The sequence below is a fragment of the Mesorhizobium sp. ISC11 genome, assembly GCF_037162595.1.
Classification (GTDB): Bacteria; Pseudomonadota; Alphaproteobacteria; order Rhizobiales; family Rhizobiaceae; genus Mesorhizobium; species Mesorhizobium ciceri.
On the sequence record NZ_JAVSPW010000001.1, the window covers coordinates 6,075,562 to 6,099,943 of the forward strand.

21 protein-coding genes are annotated in these 24,382 nt (G+C 62.5%); 12 read left to right on the plus strand and 9 right to left on the minus strand.

Annotated elements, in window-relative coordinates; genetic code table 11:
• Positions 1-151: 151 nt before the first annotated feature.
• On the minus strand, positions 152-979 hold the full coding sequence (locus tag RPF88_RS29425) for a MurR/RpiR family transcriptional regulator (protein WP_013529679.1): 828 nt from the start codon (positions 977-979) through the stop codon (positions 152-154).
• A gap of 144 nt (positions 980-1,123) precedes the next feature.
• Here RPF88_RS29425 and RPF88_RS29430 point away from each other — a divergent pair, with 144 nt between their 5' ends.
• The 12 genes from RPF88_RS29430 to RPF88_RS29485 all read left to right on the plus strand — a co-directional run bounded on the left by RPF88_RS29430 (position 1,124) and on the right by RPF88_RS29485 (position 15,636).
• Complete coding sequence (locus RPF88_RS29430; protein WP_024502760.1) at positions 1,124-1,942, plus strand: N-formylglutamate amidohydrolase; 819 nt, start codon at positions 1,124-1,126, stop codon at positions 1,940-1,942.
• A 44-nt stretch (positions 1,943-1,986) separates the two neighbouring features.
• Positions 1,987-3,543, plus strand: coding sequence for an amino acid permease (locus RPF88_RS29435; protein WP_013529681.1), 1,557 nt, complete (start codon positions 1,987-1,989; stop codon positions 3,541-3,543).
• 87 nt (positions 3,544-3,630) lie between these two features.
• Complete coding sequence (locus RPF88_RS29440) at positions 3,631-5,001, plus strand: glutamine synthetase family protein (protein ID WP_013529682.1); 1,371 nt, start codon at positions 3,631-3,633, stop codon at positions 4,999-5,001.
• Between the two features lie 126 nt (positions 5,002-5,127).
• Positions 5,128-6,516: an aldehyde dehydrogenase family protein gene (locus RPF88_RS29445; protein WP_063168962.1), complete on the plus strand. Its 1,389-nt coding sequence runs from the start codon at positions 5,128-5,130 to the stop codon at positions 6,514-6,516.
• Between the two features lie 17 nt (positions 6,517-6,533).
• Positions 6,534-7,706 (plus strand): iron-containing alcohol dehydrogenase, encoded by a 1,173-nt coding sequence (locus RPF88_RS29450; RefSeq protein WP_013529684.1) that lies wholly within the window; start codon positions 6,534-6,536, stop codon positions 7,704-7,706.
• Positions 7,707-7,948: 242 nt separating this feature from the next.
• Positions 7,949-9,055 (plus strand): ABC transporter substrate-binding protein, encoded by a 1,107-nt coding sequence (locus RPF88_RS29455; protein WP_013529685.1) that lies wholly within the window; start codon positions 7,949-7,951, stop codon positions 9,053-9,055.
• A gap of 187 nt (positions 9,056-9,242) precedes the next feature.
• Complete coding sequence (locus tag RPF88_RS29460) at positions 9,243-10,037, plus strand: ABC transporter permease (protein WP_224621361.1); 795 nt, start codon at positions 9,243-9,245, stop codon at positions 10,035-10,037.
• Positions 10,034-10,825: an ABC transporter permease gene (locus RPF88_RS29465; RefSeq protein ID WP_013529687.1), complete on the plus strand. Its 792-nt coding sequence runs from the start codon at positions 10,034-10,036 to the stop codon at positions 10,823-10,825. Before RPF88_RS29460 ends, RPF88_RS29465 begins: the two co-directional genes overlap by 4 nt.
• 16 nt (positions 10,826-10,841) lie before the next feature.
• On the plus strand, positions 10,842-11,906 hold the full coding sequence (locus RPF88_RS29470) for an ABC transporter ATP-binding protein (protein WP_013529688.1): 1,065 nt from the start codon (positions 10,842-10,844) through the stop codon (positions 11,904-11,906).
• A gap of 262 nt (positions 11,907-12,168) precedes the next feature.
• A complete protein-coding gene (locus tag RPF88_RS29475) occupies positions 12,169-13,719 on the plus strand; it encodes a cation:proton antiporter (protein WP_027161381.1) in 1,551 nt (516 codons plus the stop codon).
• A gap of 166 nt (positions 13,720-13,885) precedes the next feature.
• Positions 13,886-14,794 carry an endonuclease/exonuclease/phosphatase family protein gene (locus RPF88_RS29480; protein ID WP_337123682.1) on the plus strand — a complete coding sequence of 303 codons (909 nt, stop codon included), beginning with the start codon at positions 13,886-13,888 and terminating at the stop codon, positions 14,792-14,794.
• Complete coding sequence (locus RPF88_RS29485; RefSeq protein WP_337123683.1) at positions 14,791-15,636, plus strand: EamA family transporter; 846 nt, start codon at positions 14,791-14,793, stop codon at positions 15,634-15,636. Before RPF88_RS29480 ends, RPF88_RS29485 begins: the two co-directional genes overlap by 4 nt.
• A gap of 8 nt (positions 15,637-15,644) precedes the next feature.
• Here RPF88_RS29485 and RPF88_RS29490 read toward each other — a convergent pair whose 3' ends face one another.
• From RPF88_RS29490 to RPF88_RS29525, 8 genes are all read right to left on the minus strand, one after another.
• Positions 15,645-16,880, minus strand: coding sequence for an MFS transporter (locus tag RPF88_RS29490; protein ID WP_442921309.1), 1,236 nt, complete (start codon positions 16,878-16,880; stop codon positions 15,645-15,647).
• A gap of 145 nt (positions 16,881-17,025) precedes the next feature.
• On the minus strand, positions 17,026-17,334 hold the full coding sequence (locus RPF88_RS29495) for a Dabb family protein (RefSeq protein ID WP_013529693.1): 309 nt from the start codon (positions 17,332-17,334) through the stop codon (positions 17,026-17,028).
• A 17-nt stretch (positions 17,335-17,351) separates the two neighbouring features.
• A complete protein-coding gene (locus RPF88_RS29500) occupies positions 17,352-18,980 on the minus strand; it encodes a GMC family oxidoreductase (RefSeq protein WP_337123686.1) in 1,629 nt (542 codons plus the stop codon).
• A gap of 12 nt (positions 18,981-18,992) precedes the next feature.
• Complete coding sequence (locus tag RPF88_RS29505) at positions 18,993-19,751, minus strand: 3-ketoacyl-ACP reductase (protein WP_337123687.1); 759 nt, start codon at positions 19,749-19,751, stop codon at positions 18,993-18,995.
• Positions 19,748-21,250, minus strand: a complete 1,503-nt coding sequence (locus RPF88_RS29510; protein ID WP_337123688.1) for a GMC family oxidoreductase — start codon at positions 21,248-21,250, stop codon at positions 19,748-19,750. The genes RPF88_RS29505 and RPF88_RS29510 overlap by 4 nt, the downstream gene beginning before the upstream one ends.
• A gap of 88 nt (positions 21,251-21,338) precedes the next feature.
• Positions 21,339-22,454, minus strand: coding sequence for an ABC transporter ATP-binding protein (locus RPF88_RS29515; RefSeq protein WP_013529698.1), 1,116 nt, complete (start codon positions 22,452-22,454; stop codon positions 21,339-21,341).
• Between the two features lie 4 nt (positions 22,455-22,458).
• Positions 22,459-23,403, minus strand: coding sequence for a carbohydrate ABC transporter permease (locus RPF88_RS29520; RefSeq protein WP_024502751.1), 945 nt, complete (start codon positions 23,401-23,403; stop codon positions 22,459-22,461).
• Positions 23,400-24,356 (minus strand): carbohydrate ABC transporter permease, encoded by a 957-nt coding sequence (locus RPF88_RS29525; protein WP_024502750.1) that lies wholly within the window; start codon positions 24,354-24,356, stop codon positions 23,400-23,402. Before RPF88_RS29525 ends, RPF88_RS29520 begins: the two co-directional genes overlap by 4 nt.
• Positions 24,357-24,382: the final 26 nt, after the last annotated feature.

Here is a 24,382-nt window from a genome sequence, read left to right on the forward strand (position 1 = left end):
CCCGAAATGAAGCAGACGCAGCGAGGCTATTGTAAGGCAAAGAAGCCGTCTCGATATCGCGTCTTTATGACAATTCTCCGGGTGCTGCGCACATTAAATATATGTAACGTTTGAGAAAATATGCGTAACGCTTCGGATCATCGCATATGCACTAACGCAGACTTTCCATCTCGCGAATGCGTTTGGCGCCTTCTGCTTCCAGTTGCCTGGTGACGGCGCCGATCAGCGTTTCGGCGACGACGAAAAGGGCCGCCGATGAATCCCATGCCGACGGCACCGCGGTTCGTCCGGCGATGACATGGCGAGCAAGGCGGGCGATCGGCGACAGCCACTGGTCGGTGAACAGCACGATCTGCACGCCACGCTGATGCGCCTTCTCGGCGAAGCGGAGGAGGCTGTCCTGGTAGCGCCTGATGTCGAAGATGACCAGCACGTCGCGCTTGCCCATGTCGATCAGCCGGTCACGCCACATGCTTTCCTGCCCGGCGAGGTGAAAGACATCCGGCTGGATGATGGCGAGGTGGGCGGCCATGTAGCGCGCCAGCGGATCGGTGAAGCGGCCGCCGATCAGGAAGGTCTTGCCGCGCCGGTCCGCTAGCCGGGCGGCGATGTCGGCAAGCTGCTTGTCGGACAGGTGTCTGAATGTCTCGCGCATATTGTCGAGCGTCGCTTCCAGCATCGGCGACACGGTCCCGCCGCCGGGCGAGGGCGGATTGAGCGTCCTTGTCGCCGGCGATTGCAGTTGCGCCGCCAGTTCGTCCTGCAGGCTCGACTGGAACTCCGGATAGTTCTGAAAGCCCAACCGGGCGACGAAACGCAGGATTGTCGGCGAGGAAACGCCGGCTGCGGCCGAGAATTCAGCGACCGTTTTCAAGCCGATCATCGGGTAGAAGGCAATCAGTGTCTGGGCCGCGCGCCGTTCGCTGGCCGGCATCGTGCCGATGCGGTCGGCGATCAGTTCGGCAATGTTGGAAATCATCTTTTCCCCACCCTTGGCTCGGTCGATGGTCTTTTCCGAAATCGCATTTGACAAAGCCGGACAAACTGTATGAAATCATCCACAGGGACGCAATGAGGCAAAATACGTAACATACGATACAGCGCTCCCCGGGGACGGCAGAGTATGGAGAAAGCACGGCCCGCCAGCCTTGCATCGTCTGATACCGTAAGGGTGACGAACCCCGGCGGATCAAGCCCTTTCGTGCTGACCTGCGATCACGCCTCGAACTTCCTGCCCGCCGAATTCGGCACGCTCGGCCTTGCTGTCGAGGACCTGTCGCGCCACATCGCCTGGGATCCCGGCGCGCTGCCGGTTGCCCGCCGCATGGCGCAGGCGCTCGACGCGACGCTGGTCGAAACCCGCATTTCGCGCCTTGTCATCGACTGCAACCGGCCGCTTGACGCGCCCGACCTGGTGCCGCCGGTCAGTGAGACAACGGCCATACCGGGCAATGCCGGCCTGTCGGAAAGTGAGCGTGCCGCGCGTGTCGCGCTTTCGTGGCGCCCTTTCCACGATACGATTGCGGATATCATCAGCCACAGGCTGTCACACGGTCAGGAAACGCGGCTGGTTTCGGTCCATTCCTTCACGCCGGTATACAAGGGCCGCAACCGGCCCTGGCATATCGGCATCATCCATGACGAGGATCGCCGGCTGGCGGCGCCGCTGATATCGGCGCTGAAGCGGCTTTCCGGTGTCACCGTCGGGGTCAACGAGCCGTATTCACCTGATGACCGAGTCTATTTCACGCTGGAACGGCATGCGCGCTCGCGCGGACTGCCCTGCGCGATGATCGAAATCCGCAATGACGAAATCGCCGGCGAGACCGGGCAGCGGAAATGGGCGGATCTGCTCACGGGCATTTTTTCGGATCTGGAGCCAGAGGAGGCCGGACACACCAGATCGCATTCAGTCGGAAAGTCAGTTCAATCGGCTAGCTAGGGCGGGATCTCATCCCGACCCGAAAACCAACAGGGGACACTAAAATGGCAGCACCGGGTTATACTGAAGTTGACAAGGCGGAGGACGTAAAGCACCTCCACAGCATGGGCTATGCCCAGGAATTGGAGCGGCGCCTCAGTCGCTTTTCGAACTTCGCCGTTTCCTTCTCCATCATCTGCATCCTGTCGGGCGGCATCAATTCGCTGGCCCAGGCCACCTCCGGCGCCGGCGGCATCGGCATCGGCATCGGCTGGCTGGTCGGCTGCTTCGTTTCGCTGACCTTTGCGGTCGCCATGTCGCAGATCAGCTCGGCCTATCCGACGGCCGGCGGCCTCTATCACTGGGGTTCGATCCTCGGCAACCGCGGCACCGGCTGGGTCACCGCATGGCTCAATCTGCTCGGCCTGATCACCGTGCTCGGCGCCATCAATGTCGGCACCTGGACGTTTTTCATCGGCGCTTTCGGCCCGACGCTCGGAATCGAAGGCACGCTGACAAACCAGATGATCTTTCTGATCATCATCACCGGCGCGCAGGCGCTGATCAACCATCTCGGCATCAAGCTGACGGCGAAGCTGACCGATTTCTCGGGCTATCTCATCTTCTTCGGCTCGATCCTGATCGCCATCGTCTGCCTGGCTTCCGCTGAGACCTGGGATTTCAGCCGTCTCTTCACCTTCAAGAACTATTCCGGGGACGCAGGCGCCGGCGTGTGGCCATCCGTCTCGAATGCCTGGGTGTTCGCGCTCGGACTGTTGCTGCCGATCTACACGATCACCGGTTATGACGCTTCCGCGCACACCTCGGAGGAAACCATCAAGGCGGCTTCTTCCGTGCCGCGCGCCATGGTCATGTCGGTGATCTGGTCGGCCGTTTTCGGCTATCTGTTCCTGGCCGCCTTCGTGCTGATGATCCCGAACATGGACGATGCCGCCAAGCAGGGCTGGAACGTGTTCTTCTGGGCCTTCGACCAGCGTGTAAGCCCCGGCATCAAGGAGTTCGTCTACCTCGTCGTGTTCGTCGCGCAGCTGCTGTGCGGCCTTGCCACGGTGACGTCTGCCTCGCGCATGATCTTCGCCTTCTCGCGTGACGGCGGCCTGCCGGGTTCGGCGGCACTCGCCAAGGTCAGCCCGACCTACCGCACGCCGGTGGCGGCGATCTGGACGGCTTCGATCCTGTCGGTGCTGTTCGTCTGGGGTTCGACGCTGGTTTCGGTCGCAGGCACTTCGGCCTACACCATCGTGGTTTCCTGCACCGTCATCTTCCTGTTCCTCTCCTTCACCGTGCCGATCGTGCTCGGCATGCTCGCCTGGGGCACGCCGAAGTGGGACAAGATGGGTCCCTGGAACATGGGGCGCGGCGTGTTCATGCTGTTCGCCTTCCTGTCGATCGTCTCAATGATCCTGATCTTCATCATCGGCATCCAGCCGCCGAACGATTGGGCGCTCTACATCACCGTCGGCTTCTTCATCCTGACGGCAGTCGTCTGGTTCGGCTTCGAGAAGCGCCGCTTCCAGGGGCCGCCGCTCGGCGACATCATTGCGGCGCGTCAGGCGGCCATCAAGGCGGCCGAACAGGCAGTCGGCGAAACCGGCCACTGACCTCGACCATCATGGCCATGGCCGGCATCGTGCCGGCCATGGTTTCGTTCAACTCATTCAAAGCCCAAGCGCTGGAGTGCCAAAGGAATGGCCGGAAATTTCTCGTTCGATCAGTTGAAGAAAGCGGTCTCCAGCGGTGAGATCGACACCGTGCTGGCCTGCATCGTCGACATGCAGGGACGGCTGGCGGGAAAACGCTTCCTGGCGCAGTACTTCGTCGATTCCGCGCATGACGAAACGCATGGATGCAACTATCTGCTGGCGGCCGACATCGATATGGAGCCGGTGCCGGGCTACAAGGCGGCGAGCTGGTCGAAGGGCTATGGCGATTTCGTCATGAAGCCGGATCTCGCCACGCTGCGGCGCATTCCCTGGCTGGAAAAGACCGCGCTCGTGATCTGCGACGTGCTCGACCACCACACGCATGACGACCTGCCGCATTCGCCGCGCGCCATCTTGAAGAAGCAGGTCAAGCGGCTGAGCGAGCGCGGCTATATCGGCTATTTCGCATCCGAGCTCGAATTCTATCTGTTCAACGAGACCTACGATTCGGCCCGCAAGAAGCACTGGCAAGGTCTCGACACCGCATCGCCCTATATCGGCGACTACCAGATCGGCATCACCACCAAGGAAGAAGGCGTCATGCGCCGGCTTCGCAACGAAATGGAAGCGGCCGGCATTCCGATCGAGAATTCCAAGGGCGAGTGGGGTCCTGGCCAGGAAGAGATCAATGTGCGCTATGCCGAGGCGCTCGACATGGCCGACCGCCACGTCATCCTGAAGAACGGCGCCAAGGAAATCGCCGAGTCCGAGGGCAAGGCGATTTCGTTCATGTCCAAGTATAATTACGGGCTCGCCGGCAATTCCAGCCACATCCACAATTCGCTGTGGAGCGCCGACGGCAAGACACCGCTGTTCTTCGACAAAAAGGCCGACTGGACGCTGTCGACACTCGGCCAGCAATGGGCCGCCGGCCAGCTCAAATACGCCAAGGAATTCACCTGGTTCCTGGCGCCCTATATCAACTCCTACAAGCGCTTCCAGGCCGGCACCTTCGCGCCGACCAAGATCATGTGGAGCGAGGACAACCGCACCGCAGGCTTCCGCCTGTGCGGCGAGGGCACCAAGGGCATCCGCATGGAATGCCGCATCGGTGGCGCCGACCTCAACCCATATCTTGCTTTCGCAGCCCTGATCGCCGCCGGGCTTGCCGGCATCGACGAAAAGCTGGAATTGCAGAAGCCGTTCGTCGGCGATGCCTATCAGGCATCTCGCCTGCCGGAGATTCCGAAGACGCTGCGCGATGCCACCGACACGCTGGCGAAGTCGAAGATGCTCAAGCAGGCGCTCGGCGAGGATGTGCTCGAACACTATGTCCACACCGCAAAGTGGGAGCAGTTCGAATACGATCGCCGGATTACGGATTGGGAACTGCACAGAGGTTTCGAGCGGTATTAGGTATCGACGGTTCGTCGGCGCCACCCCTTCACTCTTAGCCTTTCCCCGTGGGGGAGGATGCCGGCAGGCAGATGAGGGGCAGCGCCAGGCCACACGATTTTGTTGTAGAATACGAGGACTTACAAAATGACCGAGACGGTCAAACTCATTACCCCCGTCGATGGCTCGATCTATGCCGAGCGGCCGATTGCTACAGACCAGGCGATCAACGCCGCAGTGGAACGCGCCAAGGCGGCGCAAGAGAAGTGGGCTGAGACACCTATCGTCGAGCGCGGCAAGTACATGTTGGCTATGCTGGAAGCGCTGGTCGCGATGACCGACGAGATCGTGCCGGAAATCGCCTGGCAGATGGGGCGGCCCGTGCGCTATGGCGGCGAATTCGGCGGCGTCAGGGAGCGCACCAACTACATGGTCGAGATCGCCGAGCAGGCGCTCAAATCGGTGCCGGCCTCCAACCCCAAGGACGGTTTCCGCCGCTATGTGAAGAAAGACCCGCTCGGCGTCGTCATGGTGATCGCGCCGTGGAATTATCCCTATCTGACCGCCGTCAACACCATCGTGCCGGCGCTGATGGCCGGCAACACCGTGATCCTGAAGCATGCGGCGCAGACGCTGCTGGTCGGCGAGCGCTTTCAACAGGCTTTCGACAAGATCGGCCTGCCCAAGGGCGTGTTCCAGAATGTCGTGCTGAACCACGCCCAGACCGAAAGGCTGCTCGGCTCGGGCAAGATCGACCACGTCAATTTCACCGGTTCGGTCGGCGGCGGCCGCGCCATCGAAAAGGCGGCGGCGGGCACCTTCATGACGCTCGGCCTCGAGCTTGGCGGCAAGGATCCGGCCTATGTGCTGCCCGATGCCAAGATGGACCATGCGGTCGCCAATCTGGTCGACGGCGCCTTCTACAATTCCGGCCAGTGCTGCTGCGGCATCGAACGCGTTTATGTGCACGAGAAGGTCTATGACGAATTCGTCGAAGGCTTCATCGCCGAGACCAAGAACTATGTCGTCGGCAATCCGCTCGACCAGGCGACGACGATGGGACCGATGGCGCAGGCGCGCTTTGCTGACCTGATCCGTGAACAGAAGGCGGAAGCGCTGCGCAAGGGTGCCAAGGCGCACATCAACATGAAGGTGGCTAACGACAAGGCTGGTTCGCCTTATCTGGCACCTGAGGTGCTGACAGAAGTCGATCATCAGATGAGCGTCATGCGCGAGGAAAGCTTTGGCCCGATCGTCGGCATCATGAAGGTGCGCAACGACGAAGAGGCGATCGCGCTGATGAACGACAGTCCCTACGGGCTGACCGCTTCGATCTGGACGCGCGATACCGAGCATGCCGTGGCGATCGGCAACCGCGTCGAGACCGGCACGGTGTTCATGAACCGCTGCGACTACCTCGACCCGGCCTTGGTCTGGACCGGCGTCAAGGACACCGGCAAGGGTGCGGGCTTGTCGGCCATCGGCTACGACAATCTGACCCGGCCGAAATCATTCCATCTGCGCGAAGCCATCTGATTTATTGAAAGACAAAAATGTCCAAGCTGATCTCCAAATGGAACTACCCCACCACCGTCCGCTTCGGCGCCGGCCGCATCAAGGAATTGCCTGAGGTGCTGGCGGCCACCGGCATCAAGCGGCCGTTGTTCGTCACCGACCCTGGACTGGCGAAACTGCCGGTCGTCGCCTCGACGCTGAAGATACTCGACGACGCCAAGGTTCCCTACGGCGTCTTCTCCGAGGTCAGGCCTAACCCGGTCGAGTCCAATCTGACCGCCGGCATCGCCGTGTTCAAGAAGGGCAAGCATGACGGCGTCATCGCCTTCGGCGGCGGTTCGGCGCTCGATCTCGGCAAGCTGATCGCCTTCCAGGCCGGGCAGGTCAGGCCGGTATGGGATTTCGAGGATGTCGACGACTGGTGGACGCGCGCCAATTCGGACGCCATCGCGCCGATCATCGCCGTGCCGACCACCGCCGGGACCGGATCGGAAGTTGGCCGCGCCGGCGTTATCACCAATGAGGCGACGCACACCAAGAAGGTCATCTTCCATCCGAAACTTTTGCCAGCAATCGTTATTGCCGATCCGGAGCTGTCGGTCGGCATGCCCGGCTTCATCACCGCCGGCACCGGCATGGATGCGCTCGCCCACTGTCTCGAGGCCTATTGCGCGCCGGGCTATCATCCGATGGCCGACGGCATCGCCGTCGAAGGTGTGAGGCTGGTCTTCGAGAACCTGCCGAAGGCCTATGCCAACGGCAGGGATCTCGTCGCGCGCGCCCACATGATGAGCGCCGCCGCCATGGGCGCCACTGCCTTCCAGAAGGGGCTCGGCGCCATCCATTCGCTGTCGCATCCGGTCGGTGCGCTCTATGACACCCATCACGGCATGACCAATGCGGTGTTCATGCCCTATGTGCTCGCCTTCAACCGTGACTCCATCGAGGAGCGTATCGGCCGGCTCGCCGCCTATTGCGGCATCAAGGGCGGCTTCGACGGGTTCGCCAAGGCGATTATCAAGCTGCGCAAGGAATTGAAGGTGCCGCATGCGCTGCCGGGCCTTATCAAGGGGCTCGACATGGACAAGAAACGCAAGGCGCTGATCGCCGACATGGCGGTGGTCGATCCGACCGCCGGCGGTAACCCGGTCAAGCTGACCAAGAAGGCGGCGCTGACCTTGCTCGAAAACGCCATTGCCGGCACGGTCTGAGGCGTTTTCCGCGCCGCAAAGTGATCTGAAAAGGGGCTATGAAAACAAGGGGGAGGATGACGGGCAAGGCACAAACTAGTTAGCCGGAAAAAGAATCGCGGAGCGATTGCTACATCAGGTTAAAAAGAGTTTACTTTTTCGCACTGCGAGCAGCCGCTTTCACAAAGCTTTCATCTGGCTGTCACATGAAAACGATACCGCATCGCAGGCGTCCAACGGCGTCAGTTCAACGGAGAGAACACATGTTCAAGTTCACGGGGAAAGTGCTTTCCCTTTCGGCCGCGGCGCTTTTCGCGTCGACGGTGATTTCGTCCGCGGATTCGCTGGACGATCTCGTCAAGGCCGCCAAGGCGGAAGGCCAGCTCACCACCATCGCGCTGCCGCATGACTGGTGCGGCTATGGCGATGTCATCGCAGGTTTCAAGGCGAAGTATCCGGAAATCACCGTCAACGAACTCAACCCCGACGCCGGCTCCGGCGACGAGGTCGAGGCGATCAAGGCCAACAAGGACAACAAGGGCCCGCAGGCGCCCGACGTCATCGACGTCGGCCTGTCCTTCGGCCCGACCGCCAAGGCCGATGGCCTGATCCAGCCCTACAAGGTGTCGACCTGGGACTCGATCCCCGACAGCGCCAAGGATGCCGACGGCTTCTGGTACGGCGACTATTACGGCGTTCTGTCGTTCATGGTGAACAAGGACCTGATCAAGGAATCGCCCACCGACTGGGCCGACCTCTTGAAGCCGGAATTCGCCAACGCGGTCGCTCTTGCCGGCGATCCGCGCGTTTCAAACCAGGCCATCCAGGCTGTCTACGCCGCCGGCCTTTCCGGTGGCGCCGCAGCCGGTGAAGCTGCCGGCACTGCTGGCCTAGACTTCTTCAAGAAGCTCAACGCCGCCGGCAATTTCGTTCCGGTCGTAGGCAAGCCGGCAACGCTTGCCCAGGGTCAGACCCCGATCCTGATCAACTGGGACTACAACGCGCTCGCCGGCCGCGACACGTTGAAGGGCAACCCGCCCGTCGACGTCATCGTGCCGAAGACCGGCGTCGTCGCCGGCGTCTACGTGCAGGCGATCAGCGCCTACGCGCCGCATCCGAATGCAGCCAAGCTGTGGATGGAATACCTCTACTCCGACGAAGGCCAGATCGGCTGGCTGAAGGGCTATTGCCACCCGATCCGCTTCAACGATCTCGCCAAGAACGGCAAGATCCCGGCGGACGTGCTGGCCAAGCTGCCGCCGGCGGAATCCTATGCCTCGGCCGCGTTCCCGTCGCTCGACGAGCAGGCTAAGGCCAAGGAAGCTATCAGCAAGAACTGGGACGCCACTGTCGGCGCCAACGTCAAGTAAGACTTGAAATCCACCGGGCGGCCGCGAGGCCGCCCGGTCCTTCCTCGAAGACGGTAGCCGGCGCATGACCGATCTCTCGCTTTCAAATCAGGCATTCGCCACCAAGCCGGTGCCGCCGAAGGAGGCGACCGCCTTCCGCTTGCCGACGCAATGGATCGGCGTGGCGCCGTTCTTCATCTTTGCCCTAATGTTCTTGATCCTGCCCACGCTCTATCTCGTCGTGGGAGCCTTCCGGAACGGTGAAGGCGGGTTCACGCTCGACAATATTCTGCAGCTGGTCAGCGATCCGTCGATCAGCAATTCCTACTGGTCTTCGATCAAGATCAGTTTCTGGTCGGCCATCATCGGGGCGTTTGCCGGGCTCGCCATCGCGATCGCGATCGTGCGCGGCGGACTGCCAAGCTGGACGCGCTCCGCGACCCTGACGTTTTCGGGCGTCGCCTCGAATTTTGCCGGCTTGCCGCTCGCCTTCGCGTTCCTGGCTACGCTCGGCCGTGTCGGTATCGTCACGACGCTTCTGCGTGACGTGCTCAACATCAACATTTACGCGATGGGCTTCAATTTTCTCACCACAACGGGCCTGATCGCGGTCTATCTGTTCTTTCAGATTCCCCTGATGGTGGTCATCATCGTGCCAGCCATCGACGGCTTGAAGAAGGAGTGGGGCGAGGCTGCGGCCACGCTCGGTGCCACGCAGGCGCAGTACTGGCGCATGGTTGTCATCCCTGTGATATGGCCGAGTTTTCTCGGTACGGTCATCCTGTTGTTTGCGAACGCCTTCGGCGCCATCGCCACCGCTTATGCGTTTGCCGGTCCGACGCTTAATATCGTTCCGATCAAGCTCTACTCGCAGATGAATGGCGACGTGCTGCACAACCCGCAACTCGCTTATGCCATAGCCTTTGGCATGATCGTCATCACCGGGCTTGCGAATGTCTTCTACATCTGGTTTCGGACTCGGTCCGAAAGGTGGCTCAAATGAAGTCGGGTAAGTTCTGGGCCTGGGTCGTCTTTGTTGTCGGGGCCGCCTATTTCTTTATTCCGTTGATGGCGACGGTCGAGTTCTCGCTGCGCATGCGGCGCGGCGTCCACTCCTTCGACGCCTATCAAGTCGTGCTGGGAGACGCGCGCTTCCAGTCAACTTTCCTCTTTTCAGTCATCGCTGCGCTCTGCACCATTATCCTGGGGGTGCTGATCGTGGTGCCGGCGGCATACTGGATCCGGCTGCGTCTGCCTCAGCTCAGGCCAATCGTCGAATTCATCACCCTTTTGCCGCTGGTCATTCCGGCAATCGTCATCGTCTTCGGCTATATCAGGATGTACGGCTCGAACTCGCCGCTGCCATTCTTGGCAAGCAATTGGGGTGCGAACGCGTTGCTTGTCATTGGCTATACGACGCTGTCTCTGCCTTACATGTATCGGGCCGTTGACACCGGTCTGCGCACCATCGATGTGCGTACGCTGACCGAAGCCGCGCAAATTCTGGGTGCGGGCTGGGGCACCATCATCACCCGCGTCATCCTGCCCAATGTGCTGATCGCGGTGCTGTCCGGCGCATTCCTGACTTTCGCCATCGTCATTGGCGAGTTTACAATGGCCAGCCTGCTCAGCCGTCCGGCTTTCGGCCCGTATCTGCAGAACATCGGCGCCAACCGTGCATACGAGCCCGCAGCCCTTGCAGTGATCGCCTTCGCCATCACCTGGGGCTGCATGTCGCTGATCCAGATCCTGTCCCGCTTCGCGCCGAAATCGGCGAACCGCCCAAATTGATCGAGAGAACCACGCCATGGCCGACCCATTCCTCTCCATCCAGCACGTTCGAAAATCCTTCGGCGCCACCACGGTGGTGGAGGACTTCAATCTCGACGTAGAGCGCGGCGAATTCGTCTCCTTCCTCGGGCCATCCGGCTGCGGCAAGACGACGGTGTTGCGCATGGTTGCCGGTTTCGAGGAGCCGAGCGCGGGCACGATCGTCGTCAGCGGCAAGGACATTACGAGACTGAAGCCCAACCAGCGCAATGTCGGCATGGTTTTCCAGGCCTATGCGCTGTTCCCGAACCTGACCGTGGCGCAGAATATCGGCTTCGGCCTGAAGGTCGCCGGCATGCCGAGGGCGGACATCGATGCCCGCGTCGCCGAGATGCTCGGCATCATCAAGCTGCCGCAGATGGCGGATCGCTACCCCTACCAGCTCTCGGGCGGCCAGCAGCAGCGCATCGCGCTAGCCCGCGCCATCGCGCCGAAGCCAAAGCTGCTGCTGCTCGACGAGCCGCTGTCGGCGCTCGACGCCAAGGTGCGCGTGTCGCTGCGCGAGGAAATCCGGTCGATCCAGAAGAAGCTCGGCATCACCACCATCTTCGTCACGCACGACCAGGAAGAGGCGCTGTCGATCTCGGACCGCATCGCCGTCATGTACGGCGGCAAGGCCGAGCAGGTCGGCACGCCATTCGAGATCTACAACCGGCCGGCAACCAAGTTCGTCGCCAATTTCGTCGGCACGCTGAATGTGCTGGAAGGCACCGTCACCGATGCCGCCGCGGGCACGGTGCGGGTCAATTCCGAACAGGTCTCGCTCAAGGGCAAGCTCAACGGTTCCAAGTCGGGCGACACGCTGTCCCTGGCGCTGCGTCCGGAAGCCATCTCGCTTGGGCGCCAGCCCGGCCGCGACTCCAGCCTTTCCGGAGAAATCTCCGAAGTGCATTTCCTCGGATCGGTCATCCGGGTTCGTGTCGGCATCGGCGGCAACACGGTCTCGCTCGACACGTTCAACAGCCCGGCAACGCCGCCCCCCGCAGTTGGTGAGAAGGCCGAGATCTCGTTTTCTTCGAGCGATATGCTCGTGCTGCACTAGGCTGCTGCGCTTGTTTGGAATGAATGGCTGTATCCCGGTTAGCGAAGGGGGAAGGATGCTTCCGCCCGCGTGGCATGGGCTGCAGTGCAGGGAAGTCCGCGTTTAAGCGGGCCCCATATCAGATGATTTCAATGTCGGTGTGGACGGCGATTTGTCAGGAAGCAATTCGAGGTATTTTCTGCCGGCTCGAGCTTGCCGGGCAATCAACAATTTCCAGCCGCTTTGCCGCTGCCAGAATCTCGCTTCCCGGCTATAAGAGGCCATGGTTCTTTTCGAACTGACACTCGTTCTGCTGTTGATCGCCGTTGCGCTGACGGCGCTGTCGCGGCGCGTGCAGGTTCCTTATCCCTCTTTGCTGGCGCTGGCAGGGGTGGCCATCGCCTTCGTGCCTGGCGTGCCGACCATCGAGATCGACCCGGAACTGGCGCTTGCCCTGTTCATCGCGCCGGTGCTGCTCGACGCCGCCTATGACACGTCACTGCGCGATCTCAACCGCTACAAGGTGCCGCTTGTGCTGCTGGCGCTTGGTGCCGTCCTTTTCACGACAGCGACGGTGGCGCTGGCCGGCTGGGCGATGGCAGGTCTGCCGATTGCCGCGGCCATAGCGCTTGGCGCCATCGTGGCGCCGCCCGATGCGGTTGCGGCATCGGCCGTGCTTGGCCAGTTCAAGGTGCCGCATCGCATCACTGCCATTCTGCAAGGCGAGAGCCTGCTTAACGACGCCACCGCGCTGCTGATTTACCGAATGGCGATTTCTGCGGCAGCAGGTTCCATTCTGCTGAGCAGCGCCGTTCCGATGATCCTGCTGTCCACGCTCGGCAGTCTTGCGGCCGGCTATCTGCTTGGCCGGTTGTCTCTGATGACGCTGGGCCGGATCGAGGACCCGGCGAGCGGCACTGTGGTGCAATTTGCCGGCACGTTCGGGGTCTGGATCCTGGCCGACAGGATCGGACTGTCGGCCATCATCACCATAGTCGTCTATGCCATGACGATCGCCCGCACCGCGCCGCGCCGCATGCCGGCCAGAAACCGCATCAGCTCTTATTCCGTCTGGGAAACGGCGGTCTTCGTGCTCAATGTTCTGGCTTTCGTGCTGATGGGCCTGCAGGCGCGTACGATCGTCGGCCGGCTTGCCGGGCAGGGGCAGACCGATGCGTTCGTCCTGGCCGGGACCGTGCTCGCCATCGTCATCGTCTCACGCTTCGTCTGGGTTCTGGGGTGCGGCGCGATCATCAGGTGGTTTGACCGTTTCGGCGTGGCTGATCGTCAGCGTGACGCTCCGTCGTTTCGTGGCGGCGTGCTGATCGGCTGGTGCGGGATGCGCGGTTTGGTGACGCTTGCGGCGGCATTCGCCCTGCCGGCTGAATTCCCGGCCCGCGACCCGATCGTGCTCGCTGCCTTCACGGTCGTCCTCGGCACGCTGGTGCTGCAAGGCATGAGCCTGAAGCCGCTGCTGCGCCTTTTGAATCTCAACCCTGACGAAACGGTCGACCGCGAGGTTGCGCAGGCGCGCGTTGTGGTCATGCAGGCGGCGCTCGACATATTGAGCGGCAAGACATCGGACGCTGCGGCCGCGGTGCGCGAGCAATATGCCGCTCAACGCAAGATCGCCAAAAACCCCGACGATGCCCAGGCGGCGACCGAATATGACCGCTTGCGTCTTTATGCGATCAAGAGCCAGCGCGACGCGCTGGAGGAATTGCGCCGCAACGGGACGATTGGCGACGAAGCCTATCATCGCCTTGAGGAAGAGATCGACTGGACCGAACTGGCCGCGTCGCCACCCGGCCGGTTCCAGCCGCTGAATACTTGAGGCATCGCACGCCGTTTTCCGGCGCACGGAAGATACCGAAGTGCTTCGGGATCGGTGCCTGATCCCGGTCAGGGGCAAGGCTGGTCCAAGCCACGTCCATTCTCCTGCACATTGCAACCGCGGCATCGAACCGCTACTGCCAACACGAAATTGAGCCGGATAAGCAATGAAGCTGGTCAGCTACAACATCCAGTACGGGTTCGGCAGCGACGGGCGCTACGATCTTTCGCGCGCCGCGCGCATCGTTGCCGGCGCCGACGTCATTGCACTGCAGGAAGTCGAGCGTCACTGGCAGCGCAGCAATTTCGACGATCAGCCGGAACTGCTTTCCAGCCTGCTGCCCGACTATCACTGGGTCTATGGCCCGGCCTTCGACATGGACGCCAGCGAGCGGCATGACGGCCGCCTGGTCAACCGGCGCCGCCAGTTCGGCACCATGGTGCTGTCGAAACTGCCGATCGTCTGGTCGCGGCTGCATGCGCTGCCGATGCGCCGCACGCAGCGGCCGCTCAACACCCGCAATGCAGCACTTGAATGCATGATCCGCACGCCGGCAGGGCCGGTGCGGGTGTTGTCGCTGCATCTCGCCCATATCGCGGCCGAGGAGCGGCTGGAGCAGATCGACTATCTCCTGGCCGAGCATCGCCGGGCACCGTCCGACGGCGGGCCGTGGAGCGGCGTCGACGACGAGCCCACGCGCAACTGGACCAGCGGCGAAGCGGAGCCGGAAAACCCGCTGGCGGCGATCTGGATGGGCGATTTCAACATGGAGCCGGGCAGCGCCGAATATCGCCACATCGTCGGCAGCACGCCCTACCATCGGGGTGCCGCCTATCTCAGCGGTTTCGTCGATGCCGCCGCCGTTGCCGGGGAGCCGGTTCCGGACTTCCACTTCCACACCCATGTGAAGACCATCGACGGCAGATTGGCAAAGCGCCGGCTCGACCATTGCTTCGTCGGCGGCATGTTCGCCGGGCGGGTGCGTTCGATCGGTGCCGATATCGGCGAGGTTGCGTCGGATCATTTTCCGTTGCGGGTCGACATCGACCTGGAAACGCCCGGCATTGCCACATGACGCTTTTCGTTTTTTTCGCAGTGCTTGCCGCCGCCGCCATGCACGCGATCTGGAATGCGCTGGTCAAGGTTCATCTCGACCGCTTCCTGTCGATCACGCTGATGACGCTCGGCATGGGCGCGGCGGCACTCGTGGTGCTGCCCTTCGTCGAAGTGCCGAAGGCGGAGGTGTGGCCCTACATCATCGCCTCCGTCATTTTCCACATGGGCTACCGCACCTTCCTGATCGGCGCCTACAAGGCAGGCGATTTCGCCCAGACCTATCCGCTGGCGCGGGGCACCGCACCTCTGCTCTCGGCCTTTGGCGGCATGTTCGTCGTTGCCGAGATTCCCGGCCCGTTCGCCATGCTCGGCATCTTCCTGTTGTCGGCCGGCACGCTGGTGATGTCGTTTCGTGGCGGCGCATATCTGGAAAAACTCAATCTGCGCGCGGTTGGCTTCGCACTGGGCACTTCCATCTTCATTGCCAGTTACACGCTGTCCGACGGCAGCGGCGCACGGCTGGCGGCAACCGCGCAGAGCTATGCAGCCTGGCTGTTCATCTGCGATGCTTTTGGCGCCTTGGTGCTGTGCCTCATCTTCCGCGGGCCGAAGGCGCTGCCGGTGTTGGCGCGCGACTGGAAGGCAGGACTGTTCACGGGCGTGCTCAGCGGCGCCGCCTACTGGATCGTCATGTGGGCGATGACCAAGGCGCCGATCGCCTCCGTGGCCTCGCTGCGCGAAACCTCGATCCTGTTTGCCATGATGATCTCGGTCTTCGCTCTCGGCGAAAAAATGACCGGCTGGCGCGGTGCCGCCGCGCTCAGCATCGTCGCCGGTGTCGTTGCGCTCAGGCTCGGCTGATTTCGACCCTAATTGAGTACGGTCATCAACTGGCCACGTCGTTCCGGACTGAAACGTATGACGACGATGATGCAGATGGCGACCACGCCTGCGAACAGCGCCAGGGCATAGCCATAGCTGCCTCCGGCGCTTTCCGCGATTCCTGCCTGATAGGGGCCGCCATAGGACGCGGCGAGATTGCCCGCCTGATAGATAAAGCCGGGCAAGGTCGCCCGCACCGCCCCGGGCGAAAGCTCGTTGAGGTGCACGGGGATGACGCCCCAGGCGCCCTGGACCGCGACCTGCATGACGAAGGCGCCGATGGCGAGCATGAACGGCGTGGTCGAGTAGGCCCATAGCGGGATCGACGGCAAGGCGATCAGGCAGGCCAGCGTGATGGCGTTGACGCGGCCGATCTTTTCGGACAGCGCGCCGAACGCCAGGCCGCCGACGATGGCGCCGATATTGGCGATGATGGTGATCCAGCTCACCGTATGCGGATCGAAGCCGTGCTGCTTCTTCAGGAAGGTCGGGTAGAGGTCCTGCGTGCCATGACTGAAGAAATTGAAGAACATCATCAGCACGACGGCATAGAGCGCGACACCCCAGTGTTTCTGCAGGGTTTCCCACATGCCCGGTCGAGCCGTCTTCTGCGCTTCGACGAAGGCCGGCGATTCCGGCACATGCGAGCGGATGAAGAGCACAATCAGCGCCGGCACGAAGCTGAGCAGGAACATGACGCGCCAGCCGATCGTGTAGCCGCCGATCGTCTGCTGATAGAGCAGGCCATAGACCACCGCCGCCAGCAGATAGCCGGCCGGATAGCCGCATTGCAGGATGCCGGAGACCATGCCGCGTGCGCTCGGCGGAATGGATTCCATGGCCAGCGAACTGCCAAGCCCCCATTCGCCGCCCATGGCGATGCCGAACAGCGCACGCAGGGCGAGGAAGATGCCGAGATTGGGCGAGAAGGCGGCCAGCGCGCCGATCACCGAATAGCTCACGATGTTGAGCATGAGGATCGGCTTGCGCCCGTACTTGTCGGCAAGCATGCCGAAGAAGAACGCGCCGATGAAGCGTGTGGCCAAGGTCAGGAACAGCGCCTTGGAGACCGCGGGCACGTCGGCGTGGAATTCGGTCGCGATATCGGTGAGCAGGAATGTCAGAAGGAAGAAATCGAAAGCATCGAGCGTCCAGCCCAGGAACGAGGCGAGGACGGTCTTCTTCTGCTGCGAATTAAGGGGCAAATCTTCCTCCTCCACCATCATCGATGTGAGGAATTATCAGCCAGTTCAGGGAAGACCGGTGGTCACTTTTTCGCGCGGCTCATTTGATCGAACGCCCCTGAGGTGCGATGAGGAGCGACCGGTGCCATCTGTCGATGAACTCGATCGTGGCTTGACGGTGAGTCTAGATTTCGAGATCAAACACCATCAGCCCGTCCGTGCCGCCTTCCAGGGCAGCGACCAGGCGTGCGCCGGCGCGCTGGTGCGCTTCATGCACAAGATAGGCATCGCGCGCGGCAGCATCGCGGAAGTCGATGGTGAAGCCATGGGTGAAGCCGCGTGCGAACGGCTCCGGGCTGACATTGGCGCTGAATTTTACGGCGTCCATGCCGTCGATCAGCTGTCGCAGCGCCTCGAGATCGGCATGGACCGCCGTGCGCTCGGTAGCGGCGACATCATTGCGAAATCTAGCGAAAACACAGTGCCTGATCATGTCTTGCTCCTCAGCGGCTAAGCAGCCCGGTTTCCGGAAAACACCGCCGGCGGCAGCGGCTCGCGGCCGAGGACCAGATCGGCTCCTTTTTCACCGACCATTATTGTCGGCGCATTGGTGTTGGATGAAGGCACGCGCGGCATCACCGAGGCGTCGCAAACGCGCAGGGCCTCGATGCCGCGCAACCGCAGATCCGGTGTCACCACGGCCATGTCGTCATGGCCCATGCGGCAGGTGCCAACCGGGTGATGGTCGGTTTTGGAGGTGCGGCAGGCATAGTCGAACAGCTCGTCGTCGCTGGCGAGCGACGGCCCGGGCAGCACTTCGCGCAGCACGTAAGGGGCAAGCGCCTTCTGTCGCATGATCTGGCGCGCCAGTCGCAGCCCCTTGATCGACATGGCGCGGTCATAGGGATCGGACCAGTAGTTCGGATCGATCAGCGGGTGGTCGGACGGGTCGGCACTCTTCAGCCGCACCGTGCCGCGTGAGCGCGGCCGCAGGAAGGCCGAGTTCAGGGTGACACCTGGATTGTTCAGCTTCTCGACGCCGGCCTCGATGCCGGATCCCAAGCCGAGATGGAACTGAATGTCGGGCGAGGCGGCGGTCGGGTCGGCGTACCAGAAGCCGCCGGTCTCGAACAGGCTGGAGGCCACCGGGCCTTTCTTCAGCAGCAGATATTGCAGACCGGCCCAGGCCGTGCGGTGCAGCTTGGCGTAGTTGTCATAGGTGTGATCGCCGGTGCATTCGGCGATGACGAACAAATCGAGATGGTCCTGCATGTTGGAGCCGACGCCGGGCAGGTCATGCACCGGCGTGACGCCGACCGACTTCAGATGGTCTGCGGGGCCGATCCCCGACTGCATCAGGAGCTTCGGCGAGCCGATGGCGCCGGACGAGACGATCACCTCGCGCTCGGCGCGCAGGATTTTCTTCTCGCCGCCCGGCCTGTCGACCACCTCGACGCCGATAGCGCGACCGTTCTCGACGACGATGCGCGTCACCAGCACATCGGTTCGGACGGTCAGATTCTTGCGGGCGCGGATCGGCTTCAAATAGGCGACTGAAGCGGACGAGCGCCGGGCATCCTTCTGGGTCAGCTGGTAGTAGCCGACGCCTTCCTGGGCAGCGCCGTTGAAGTCCGGGTTGAAGGGGATGCCCATCTCCTGGCCGGCACGGAAATAGGCCTCGCAGATAGGCAGCGGCGAAATCGGGTTGGACACGCCGAGCGGGCCCTGGTCGCCATGAAAGTCGTTGGCGTAGCGCTGGTTGTTTTCGGCGCGCTTGAAATAGGGCAGCACGTCGCGATAGCCCCAGCCGGCGAGGCCTTCTTCCTTCTCCCAGGCGTCGTAGTCGCGGGCATTGCCGCGCGTGTAGATCTGGGCGTTGATGGACGAGCCGCCGCCGACGACCTTGGCCTGCGTGTACCAGAAGACGCGGTCCTTCATGTGCTTTTGCGGCACGGTCGACCAACCCCAGGAAGCAATGCCTTTGGTCATCTTGGCGAAGCCCGCCGGCATGTGGATGTAGGGGTGCCAGTCCTTGCCGCCGGCTTCCAGCAGCAGGACCGAATTGCTGGGATCTTCGCTCAGCCGGTTGGCCATAACGCAGCCGGCAGGACCGGCGCCCACGATGATATAGTCAGTCATTTCCTGATCCATTCATAGCCGTGGCACCGAGAGCGCGCCGTCGACATTGATGATCGAGCCGGTCGAAAAGCCGAGCTTGCCGCCGGCGAGCGTCGCCACCACCGCGCCGATGTCCGATGCTTCGCCCCAGCGTTTGGCCGGAACCAGGCCGCCGTCGATAAGGGCGTCATATTTGGCGGTCACGCCTGAGGTCATGTCGGTGCGGATGATGCCGGGCCGGACTTCGAAGACGGCGATGTTTTCAGGCGCAAGCCGCAACGCCAGGTTCTTCACCCACATCGAAAGCCCGGCCTTCGAGATGCAGTAGTCCGGCCGTTCCGGCGACGCCATTTCAGCACTGACCGAGGTGATGGTGATGATCGATCTCTGATCGCCTGGCGCAGCCAGCATCGCCTTGGCCACCGCCTGGCTGAGGAAGACGGTGCCGCGCAGGTTGATGCCGAGCGTGCGGTCGAAATTTTCCGGCTTGAGGTCCAAGAGGTCACCGCGCATCACGGCGCCGACGCCGGCATTGTTGACCAGGCAGTCGATGCGGCCGAAGGCGCGCATCGCGGCATCGACAAGTGCTGTATGGGTGTCGAGGTCCGCGATGTCGCACCTGACATAGGCGAATTCTGCGCCACGCTTGGTGATGTCGGGGGCAAGTCCGTCAGCGGCTGTTTCGGCAAGGTCGGCGACCAGAATATCGAAGCCGGCATCCGCCAGTGCCTGGGCGCAGGCGAGGCCGATGCCGCGCGCGCCGCCGGTGACGATGGCGGCGGGGCGGGTCATGCGGCGAGGTCCGTCTTGCGGATGTGGTCAGCAACGCGCAGCGCTTGGGCTGCAATCGACAGCGCTGGGTTGACCGCCGCCGAGTTCGGCAGGAAACCGGCGTCGACGACGAACAGGTTCCGGTGGTCGAAGGAGCGGCAGTAGGGGTCGAGCGCCGCCGTCGCCGGATCGTCGCCCATCTTGACCGTGCCGCATTGATGCGACGGCGTGCGCTTGTCGAAGGGGCGCGACAGCACGATGGGATAGCCGCAGGCGCGGAAGTTTTCGCGCATTACCTTGTTCAGCCCGTCGAGCGACTGCATGTTGGAGCGCCGCCACTGCATGACGATGTCCTTGCCGTCGACCATGATGCGGCTTTCCGGGTCGGGCAGGTCTTCGCACATCAGGTACCAGTCGACGGCGTGGCCGGCCATGAAGTCGAGCGCGAATCCCGGCGTGTACTTGACATTGGCCCGCAGCATGTTGCCGTCGATCTTGCCGAGCAGTTGGACGTTCCCCAGCGGCTTACCGCCCTTGCCGTCGGACAGATAGTAGTCGTTGAGCATCAGCGTCTTCTGGTAGACGGCATCGTTGCGGCGGCGCGGATCGATCGCCAGCATGGCGCTGGAATTGTGGTTCATGAAATTGCGCCCGACCTGGTCTGATCGGTTGGCAAGGCCCTTGCCATCGGCCGAAGGCGAGCGCAGCAGGATGACGGCGGAATTGACCGCGCCAGCGGAGAGGATGACCAGTTTCGGCGCGACCTCTTTCAGCTCACCATTCTGCCGATAGTGGATGGCAGCAATGGTTTTGCCGTCGGTCGATGCCTCCAGGTACTCGACATAACAGCCGGTCTCGAGCCGGATGTTGGTGTCCTTCAGGGCCGCCGTCAGCGGTCCTGTCTGCGCGTCGACCTTGCCCTGGCCTGTGTTGGGAAACGCGTCCCAGCCGGTCTTGCCCTCTTTCAGCCAGGTGTCGATGTCGACGCCGAGCGGCAGCGAGGCCGGATGCAGGCCGAGGTTTTTCAGCTCGGCGCGGGCGCGGGCGATCGGCGCCTCGTCGGGCACCGGCTTGTAGGCGTAGGGGATCGAATGGAACGGCTCGGTCGGATCCTCGCCCAGTGCACCGCGCACGCGAAACAGCTGTTCGGCTTTCGAATACCAGGGCTCGAATTCCTCATAGGAGAACGGCCATGCCGGCGAGACCCCGCCAAAGTGCTCCATGGCGGCGAAATCTTCCTTGCGGTAGCGGATCAGCACCGCGCCATAGAACTTCGAATTGCCGCCGACATAATAATAATTGCCGGGGTTGAAGGCGGCGCCGCCGGCCTCACGCCACATCTCCTTCGGCCTATAATGGCCGTCGACGAAGATCGAGCGCGTGTCGCGCGCGTGCGGCGTCGCCGGCAACGGCTCGCCGCGCTCGAGCATCAAGATCGAGGCGCCGCTGCCGGCAAGGCCGGAAGCGATCGTGGCGCCGCCGATGCCGGAGCCGATGATGACGATGTCCGGATTTCTCATGGCCTAAATCGCGTCCCGACGCGCTTTAGTTTTTTGTTTTGATGCATGTCGTTGCCCCAAAACCGGATCCACTTTTGGGCGACATACATTAGCGAATACGGGTCTCGGTCGCCGGATCGAAGAACACCGCCTTTGTCAGGTTGAAGGCGAGCGGCGTGTTGGTGCCCGGCTGAATGTTGGCGTCGGCGCGCAGCCGCGCCACCACGCCCTTGCCGCCGAGATTGGTGACGGCGAAGGTGTCCGAACCTGCCGGCTCGACGACCTCGATGTGACAGTCCGCGGTTGCGATGTGCGAGGCGTTGCGCTCGGCACCTTCCGGATCGGTCAGGGCTTCGGGACGGACACCGAAGATGATCGGCTTGCCCTGGAATGCCGACAGGCCCGCCGGCGCATTGGCCATCGGCAGGTTGATCGGCTCGCGCGCCTCGCGCTGCAGCACGACGGACAACGCATTGCCTGACGTACCGATCGTCGCCGGGATCAGGTTCATCGCCGGCGAGCCCATGAAGTCGGCGACGAAGAGATTGCTCGGGTTGTTGTAGATTTCGGCCGGCGTGCCAAACTGCTGCACCTCGCCGTCGCGCATCACGGCGATCTTGGTCGCCAGCGTCATCGCCTCGATCTGGTCGTGGGTGACGTAGACGATGGTGGTGCCGGTGGTGGCATGCAGGCGCTTGATCTCGATGCGCATGTCGACGCGCAGCTTGGCGTCGAGGTTGGACAAAGGCTCGTCGAAAAGGAACAGTTTGGGGTCGCGCACCAGCGCCCGGCCCATGGCGACGCGCTGGCGCTGGCCGCCCGAAAGCTGGCTCGGCTTGCGCTGCAAGAGGTGGCCGATCTGCAGCACCTTGGCCACCTTGTCGATCGCCTTCTGGCGCTCCGCCGCCGGCACGCCACGCATCTCCATGCCGAAGGAGATGTTTCCGGCCACCGTCATGTTCGGGTAGAGCGCATAGCTCTGGAACACCATGGCGATGTCGCGCTTGGAGGGGTGCAGATCGTTGATGGCGCGGCCGTCGACCCGGATTTCGCCCGAGGTGATCGTCTCCAGGCCGGCGATGGTGTTGAGCAAAGTGGACTTGCCGCAGCCGGAAGGGCCGACCAGCACCAGGAAACCGCCTTTCTCGAGCTCGACATCGATCCCTTTCAGGATCTCGACCTGGCCGAAGCGCTTTCTCAGACCATCAATTTCCAGAAAAGCCATCAGATCATCCTTTGACGGCGCCAGCCATGAGACCGCGCACGAAGTAGCGGCCGGCGAGCACATAGACGAGAAGGGTGGGCAGTGCCGCGATCATCGCGGCGGCCATGTTGACGTTGTATTCGACGACGCCGGTCGACGTGTTGACGACGTTGTTGAGCGCCACCGTCATCGGCATCGCGTCGCCGGTGCCGGCGTAAGCCGAGGCGAACAGGAAGTCGTTCCAGATGTTGGTGAACTGGTAGATCACGGTGACGACGAAGATCGGCATCGAGTTCGGCAGCATGATGCGGCGGAAGATCTGGAAGAAGGATGCGCCGTCGACCTGTGCCGCCTTGACCAGTTCGGTCGGAAACGCCTCGTAGTAGTTGCGGAAGAACAGCGTGGTGAAGCCGATGCCGTAGACGACGTGGACGAAGACCAGGTTGACCGTCGGGTTGCCGAGACCGAAGCTCGTTCCGACCGAGTTCTGCAGTGTGACGCCGAAGCGGCCGAGGCTGCCGAGGATGGTCGCCATCGGCAACAGCACCGACTGGAACGGAATGAAGCAGGCAAACAGCATCAGCCCGAACACCAGCGTTGCGCCGCGGAAACGCCATTTCGTCAGCACGTAGCCGTTCAGCGCGCCCAGCATGGTCGAGATCAGAACGGCCGGAACCACCATCTTGATGGAGTTCCAGAAATAGCCCTTGATGCCGGCGCAGGTGAGGCCGACGCAGGTCTCGCCCCACGCCTTCAGCCACGGGTCGAAGGTCGGCGCCTTGGGCAGCGCCAGCATGTTGCCGTTCTGGATCTCGTCCATGGTCTTGAACGAGGTCACCAGCATGACGAACAGCGGCATCAGGTAAAACAGCGCAAACAGAGCCAGCAGCCCGTAGATGACGATGCGGTTGATGACCTTGACGTTGACGCCGCCGGAGGCCTGGCGGGCGGGAGTGGTGACGGCGCTCATCGCGGCTTCTCCCGCAGTTCCGAATAGAGATAGGGCACGATGATGGCGACGATGGTCATCAGCATGATCACCGCACTGGCCGAGCCGACGGCCATTTCGTTGCGCTTGAACGTGTACTCATACATGAAGTTGGACGGCAGCCACGCCGAGCCGCCGGGCCCGCCGCTGGTCAGTGCGACCACGAGATCGTAGGACTTGATGGCGAGGTGCGCGAGCACGATGAATGCCGACAGGAAGATCGGCCGCAGCAGCGGGATGACGATGCGGCGATAGAGCTGGAAGGTGGTGGCGCCGTCGATCTGCGCCGCCTTCATGATCTCGCCGTCGATGCCGCGCAGGCCAGCCAGGAACATCGCCATGATGAAGCCGGAGGCCTGCCAGACGCCGGCAATGACCACCGTGTAGATGACGAAATCCTTGTTCTTGATCCAGTCGAAATGGAAGCTCGTCCAGCCCCATTGATGCAAGGTCTGCTCGAGACCGAGGCCGGGATCGAGGAACCATTTCCAGGCGACGCCGGTGACGATGAAGGACAGCGCCATCGGATAGAGATAGATCGGCCTCAACACGCCTTCGCCGCGGATCTTCTGGTCGAGCAGGATGGCCAGGAACAGGCCGAGCGCCAGGCAGATTGCGATGTAGAGGAAACCGAAAATACCCATATTGGTGATCGACGTGTACCAGCTCGAGGGCGGGTCGGTATCGAAGGTCCAGCCCCACAGCCGCTGATAGGCGCGCGAGCCGGTTAGGACATAGGACGGGAAGGTCTTGGAATTGGTGAAGGACAGATAGATCGTCCACAGGATGAAGCCGTAGACGAAGACGATGGTGATGGCGAAGCTCGGCGCCAGCACGATCTTCGGCAATGCGTCCTGCAGGCGCGAGCGCACCGAGGCGCGTGGCCGCGCATGCTCCGGCGTCAGCTTGATCTGGCTTGTCGCTACCGTGCTCATGGGGCTCCTCCCGTCGACTCGCGGCC

Coding starts and splice junctions, on each gene's coding strand:
- RPF88_RS29425 (WP_013529679.1), bottom strand. CDS start 979: ATGATTTCCAACATTGCCGAACTGATCGCCGACCGCATCGGCACGATG.
- RPF88_RS29430 (WP_024502760.1), top strand. CDS start 1,124: ATGGAGAAAGCACGGCCCGCCAGCCTTGCATCGTCTGATACCGTAAGG.
- RPF88_RS29435 (WP_013529681.1), top strand. CDS start 1,987: ATGGCAGCACCGGGTTATACTGAAGTTGACAAGGCGGAGGACGTAAAG.
- RPF88_RS29440 (WP_013529682.1), top strand. CDS start 3,631: ATGGCCGGAAATTTCTCGTTCGATCAGTTGAAGAAAGCGGTCTCCAGC.
- RPF88_RS29445 (WP_063168962.1), top strand. CDS start 5,128: ATGACCGAGACGGTCAAACTCATTACCCCCGTCGATGGCTCGATCTAT.
- RPF88_RS29450 (WP_013529684.1), top strand. CDS start 6,534: ATGTCCAAGCTGATCTCCAAATGGAACTACCCCACCACCGTCCGCTTC.
- RPF88_RS29455 (WP_013529685.1), top strand. CDS start 7,949: ATGTTCAAGTTCACGGGGAAAGTGCTTTCCCTTTCGGCCGCGGCGCTT.
- RPF88_RS29460 (WP_224621361.1), top strand. CDS start 9,243: ATGTTCTTGATCCTGCCCACGCTCTATCTCGTCGTGGGAGCCTTCCGG.
- RPF88_RS29465 (WP_013529687.1), top strand. CDS start 10,034: ATGAAGTCGGGTAAGTTCTGGGCCTGGGTCGTCTTTGTTGTCGGGGCC.
- RPF88_RS29470 (WP_013529688.1), top strand. CDS start 10,842: ATGGCCGACCCATTCCTCTCCATCCAGCACGTTCGAAAATCCTTCGGC.
- RPF88_RS29475 (WP_027161381.1), top strand. CDS start 12,169: ATGGTTCTTTTCGAACTGACACTCGTTCTGCTGTTGATCGCCGTTGCG.
- RPF88_RS29480 (WP_337123682.1), top strand. CDS start 13,886: ATGAAGCTGGTCAGCTACAACATCCAGTACGGGTTCGGCAGCGACGGG.
- RPF88_RS29485 (WP_337123683.1), top strand. CDS start 14,791: ATGACGCTTTTCGTTTTTTTCGCAGTGCTTGCCGCCGCCGCCATGCAC.
- RPF88_RS29490 (WP_442921309.1), bottom strand. CDS start 16,880: ATGGTGGAGGAGGAAGATTTGCCCCTTAATTCGCAGCAGAAGAAGACC.
- RPF88_RS29495 (WP_013529693.1), bottom strand. CDS start 17,334: ATGATCAGGCACTGTGTTTTCGCTAGATTTCGCAATGATGTCGCCGCT.
- RPF88_RS29500 (WP_337123686.1), bottom strand. CDS start 18,980: ATGACTGACTATATCATCGTGGGCGCCGGTCCTGCCGGCTGCGTTATG.
- RPF88_RS29505 (WP_337123687.1), bottom strand. CDS start 19,751: ATGACCCGCCCCGCCGCCATCGTCACCGGCGGCGCGCGCGGCATCGGC.
- RPF88_RS29510 (WP_337123688.1), bottom strand. CDS start 21,250: ATGAGAAATCCGGACATCGTCATCATCGGCTCCGGCATCGGCGGCGCC.
- RPF88_RS29515 (WP_013529698.1), bottom strand. CDS start 22,454: ATGGCTTTTCTGGAAATTGATGGTCTGAGAAAGCGCTTCGGCCAGGTC.
- RPF88_RS29520 (WP_024502751.1), bottom strand. CDS start 23,403: ATGAGCGCCGTCACCACTCCCGCCCGCCAGGCCTCCGGCGGCGTCAAC.
- RPF88_RS29525 (WP_024502750.1), bottom strand. CDS start 24,356: ATGAGCACGGTAGCGACAAGCCAGATCAAGCTGACGCCGGAGCATGCG.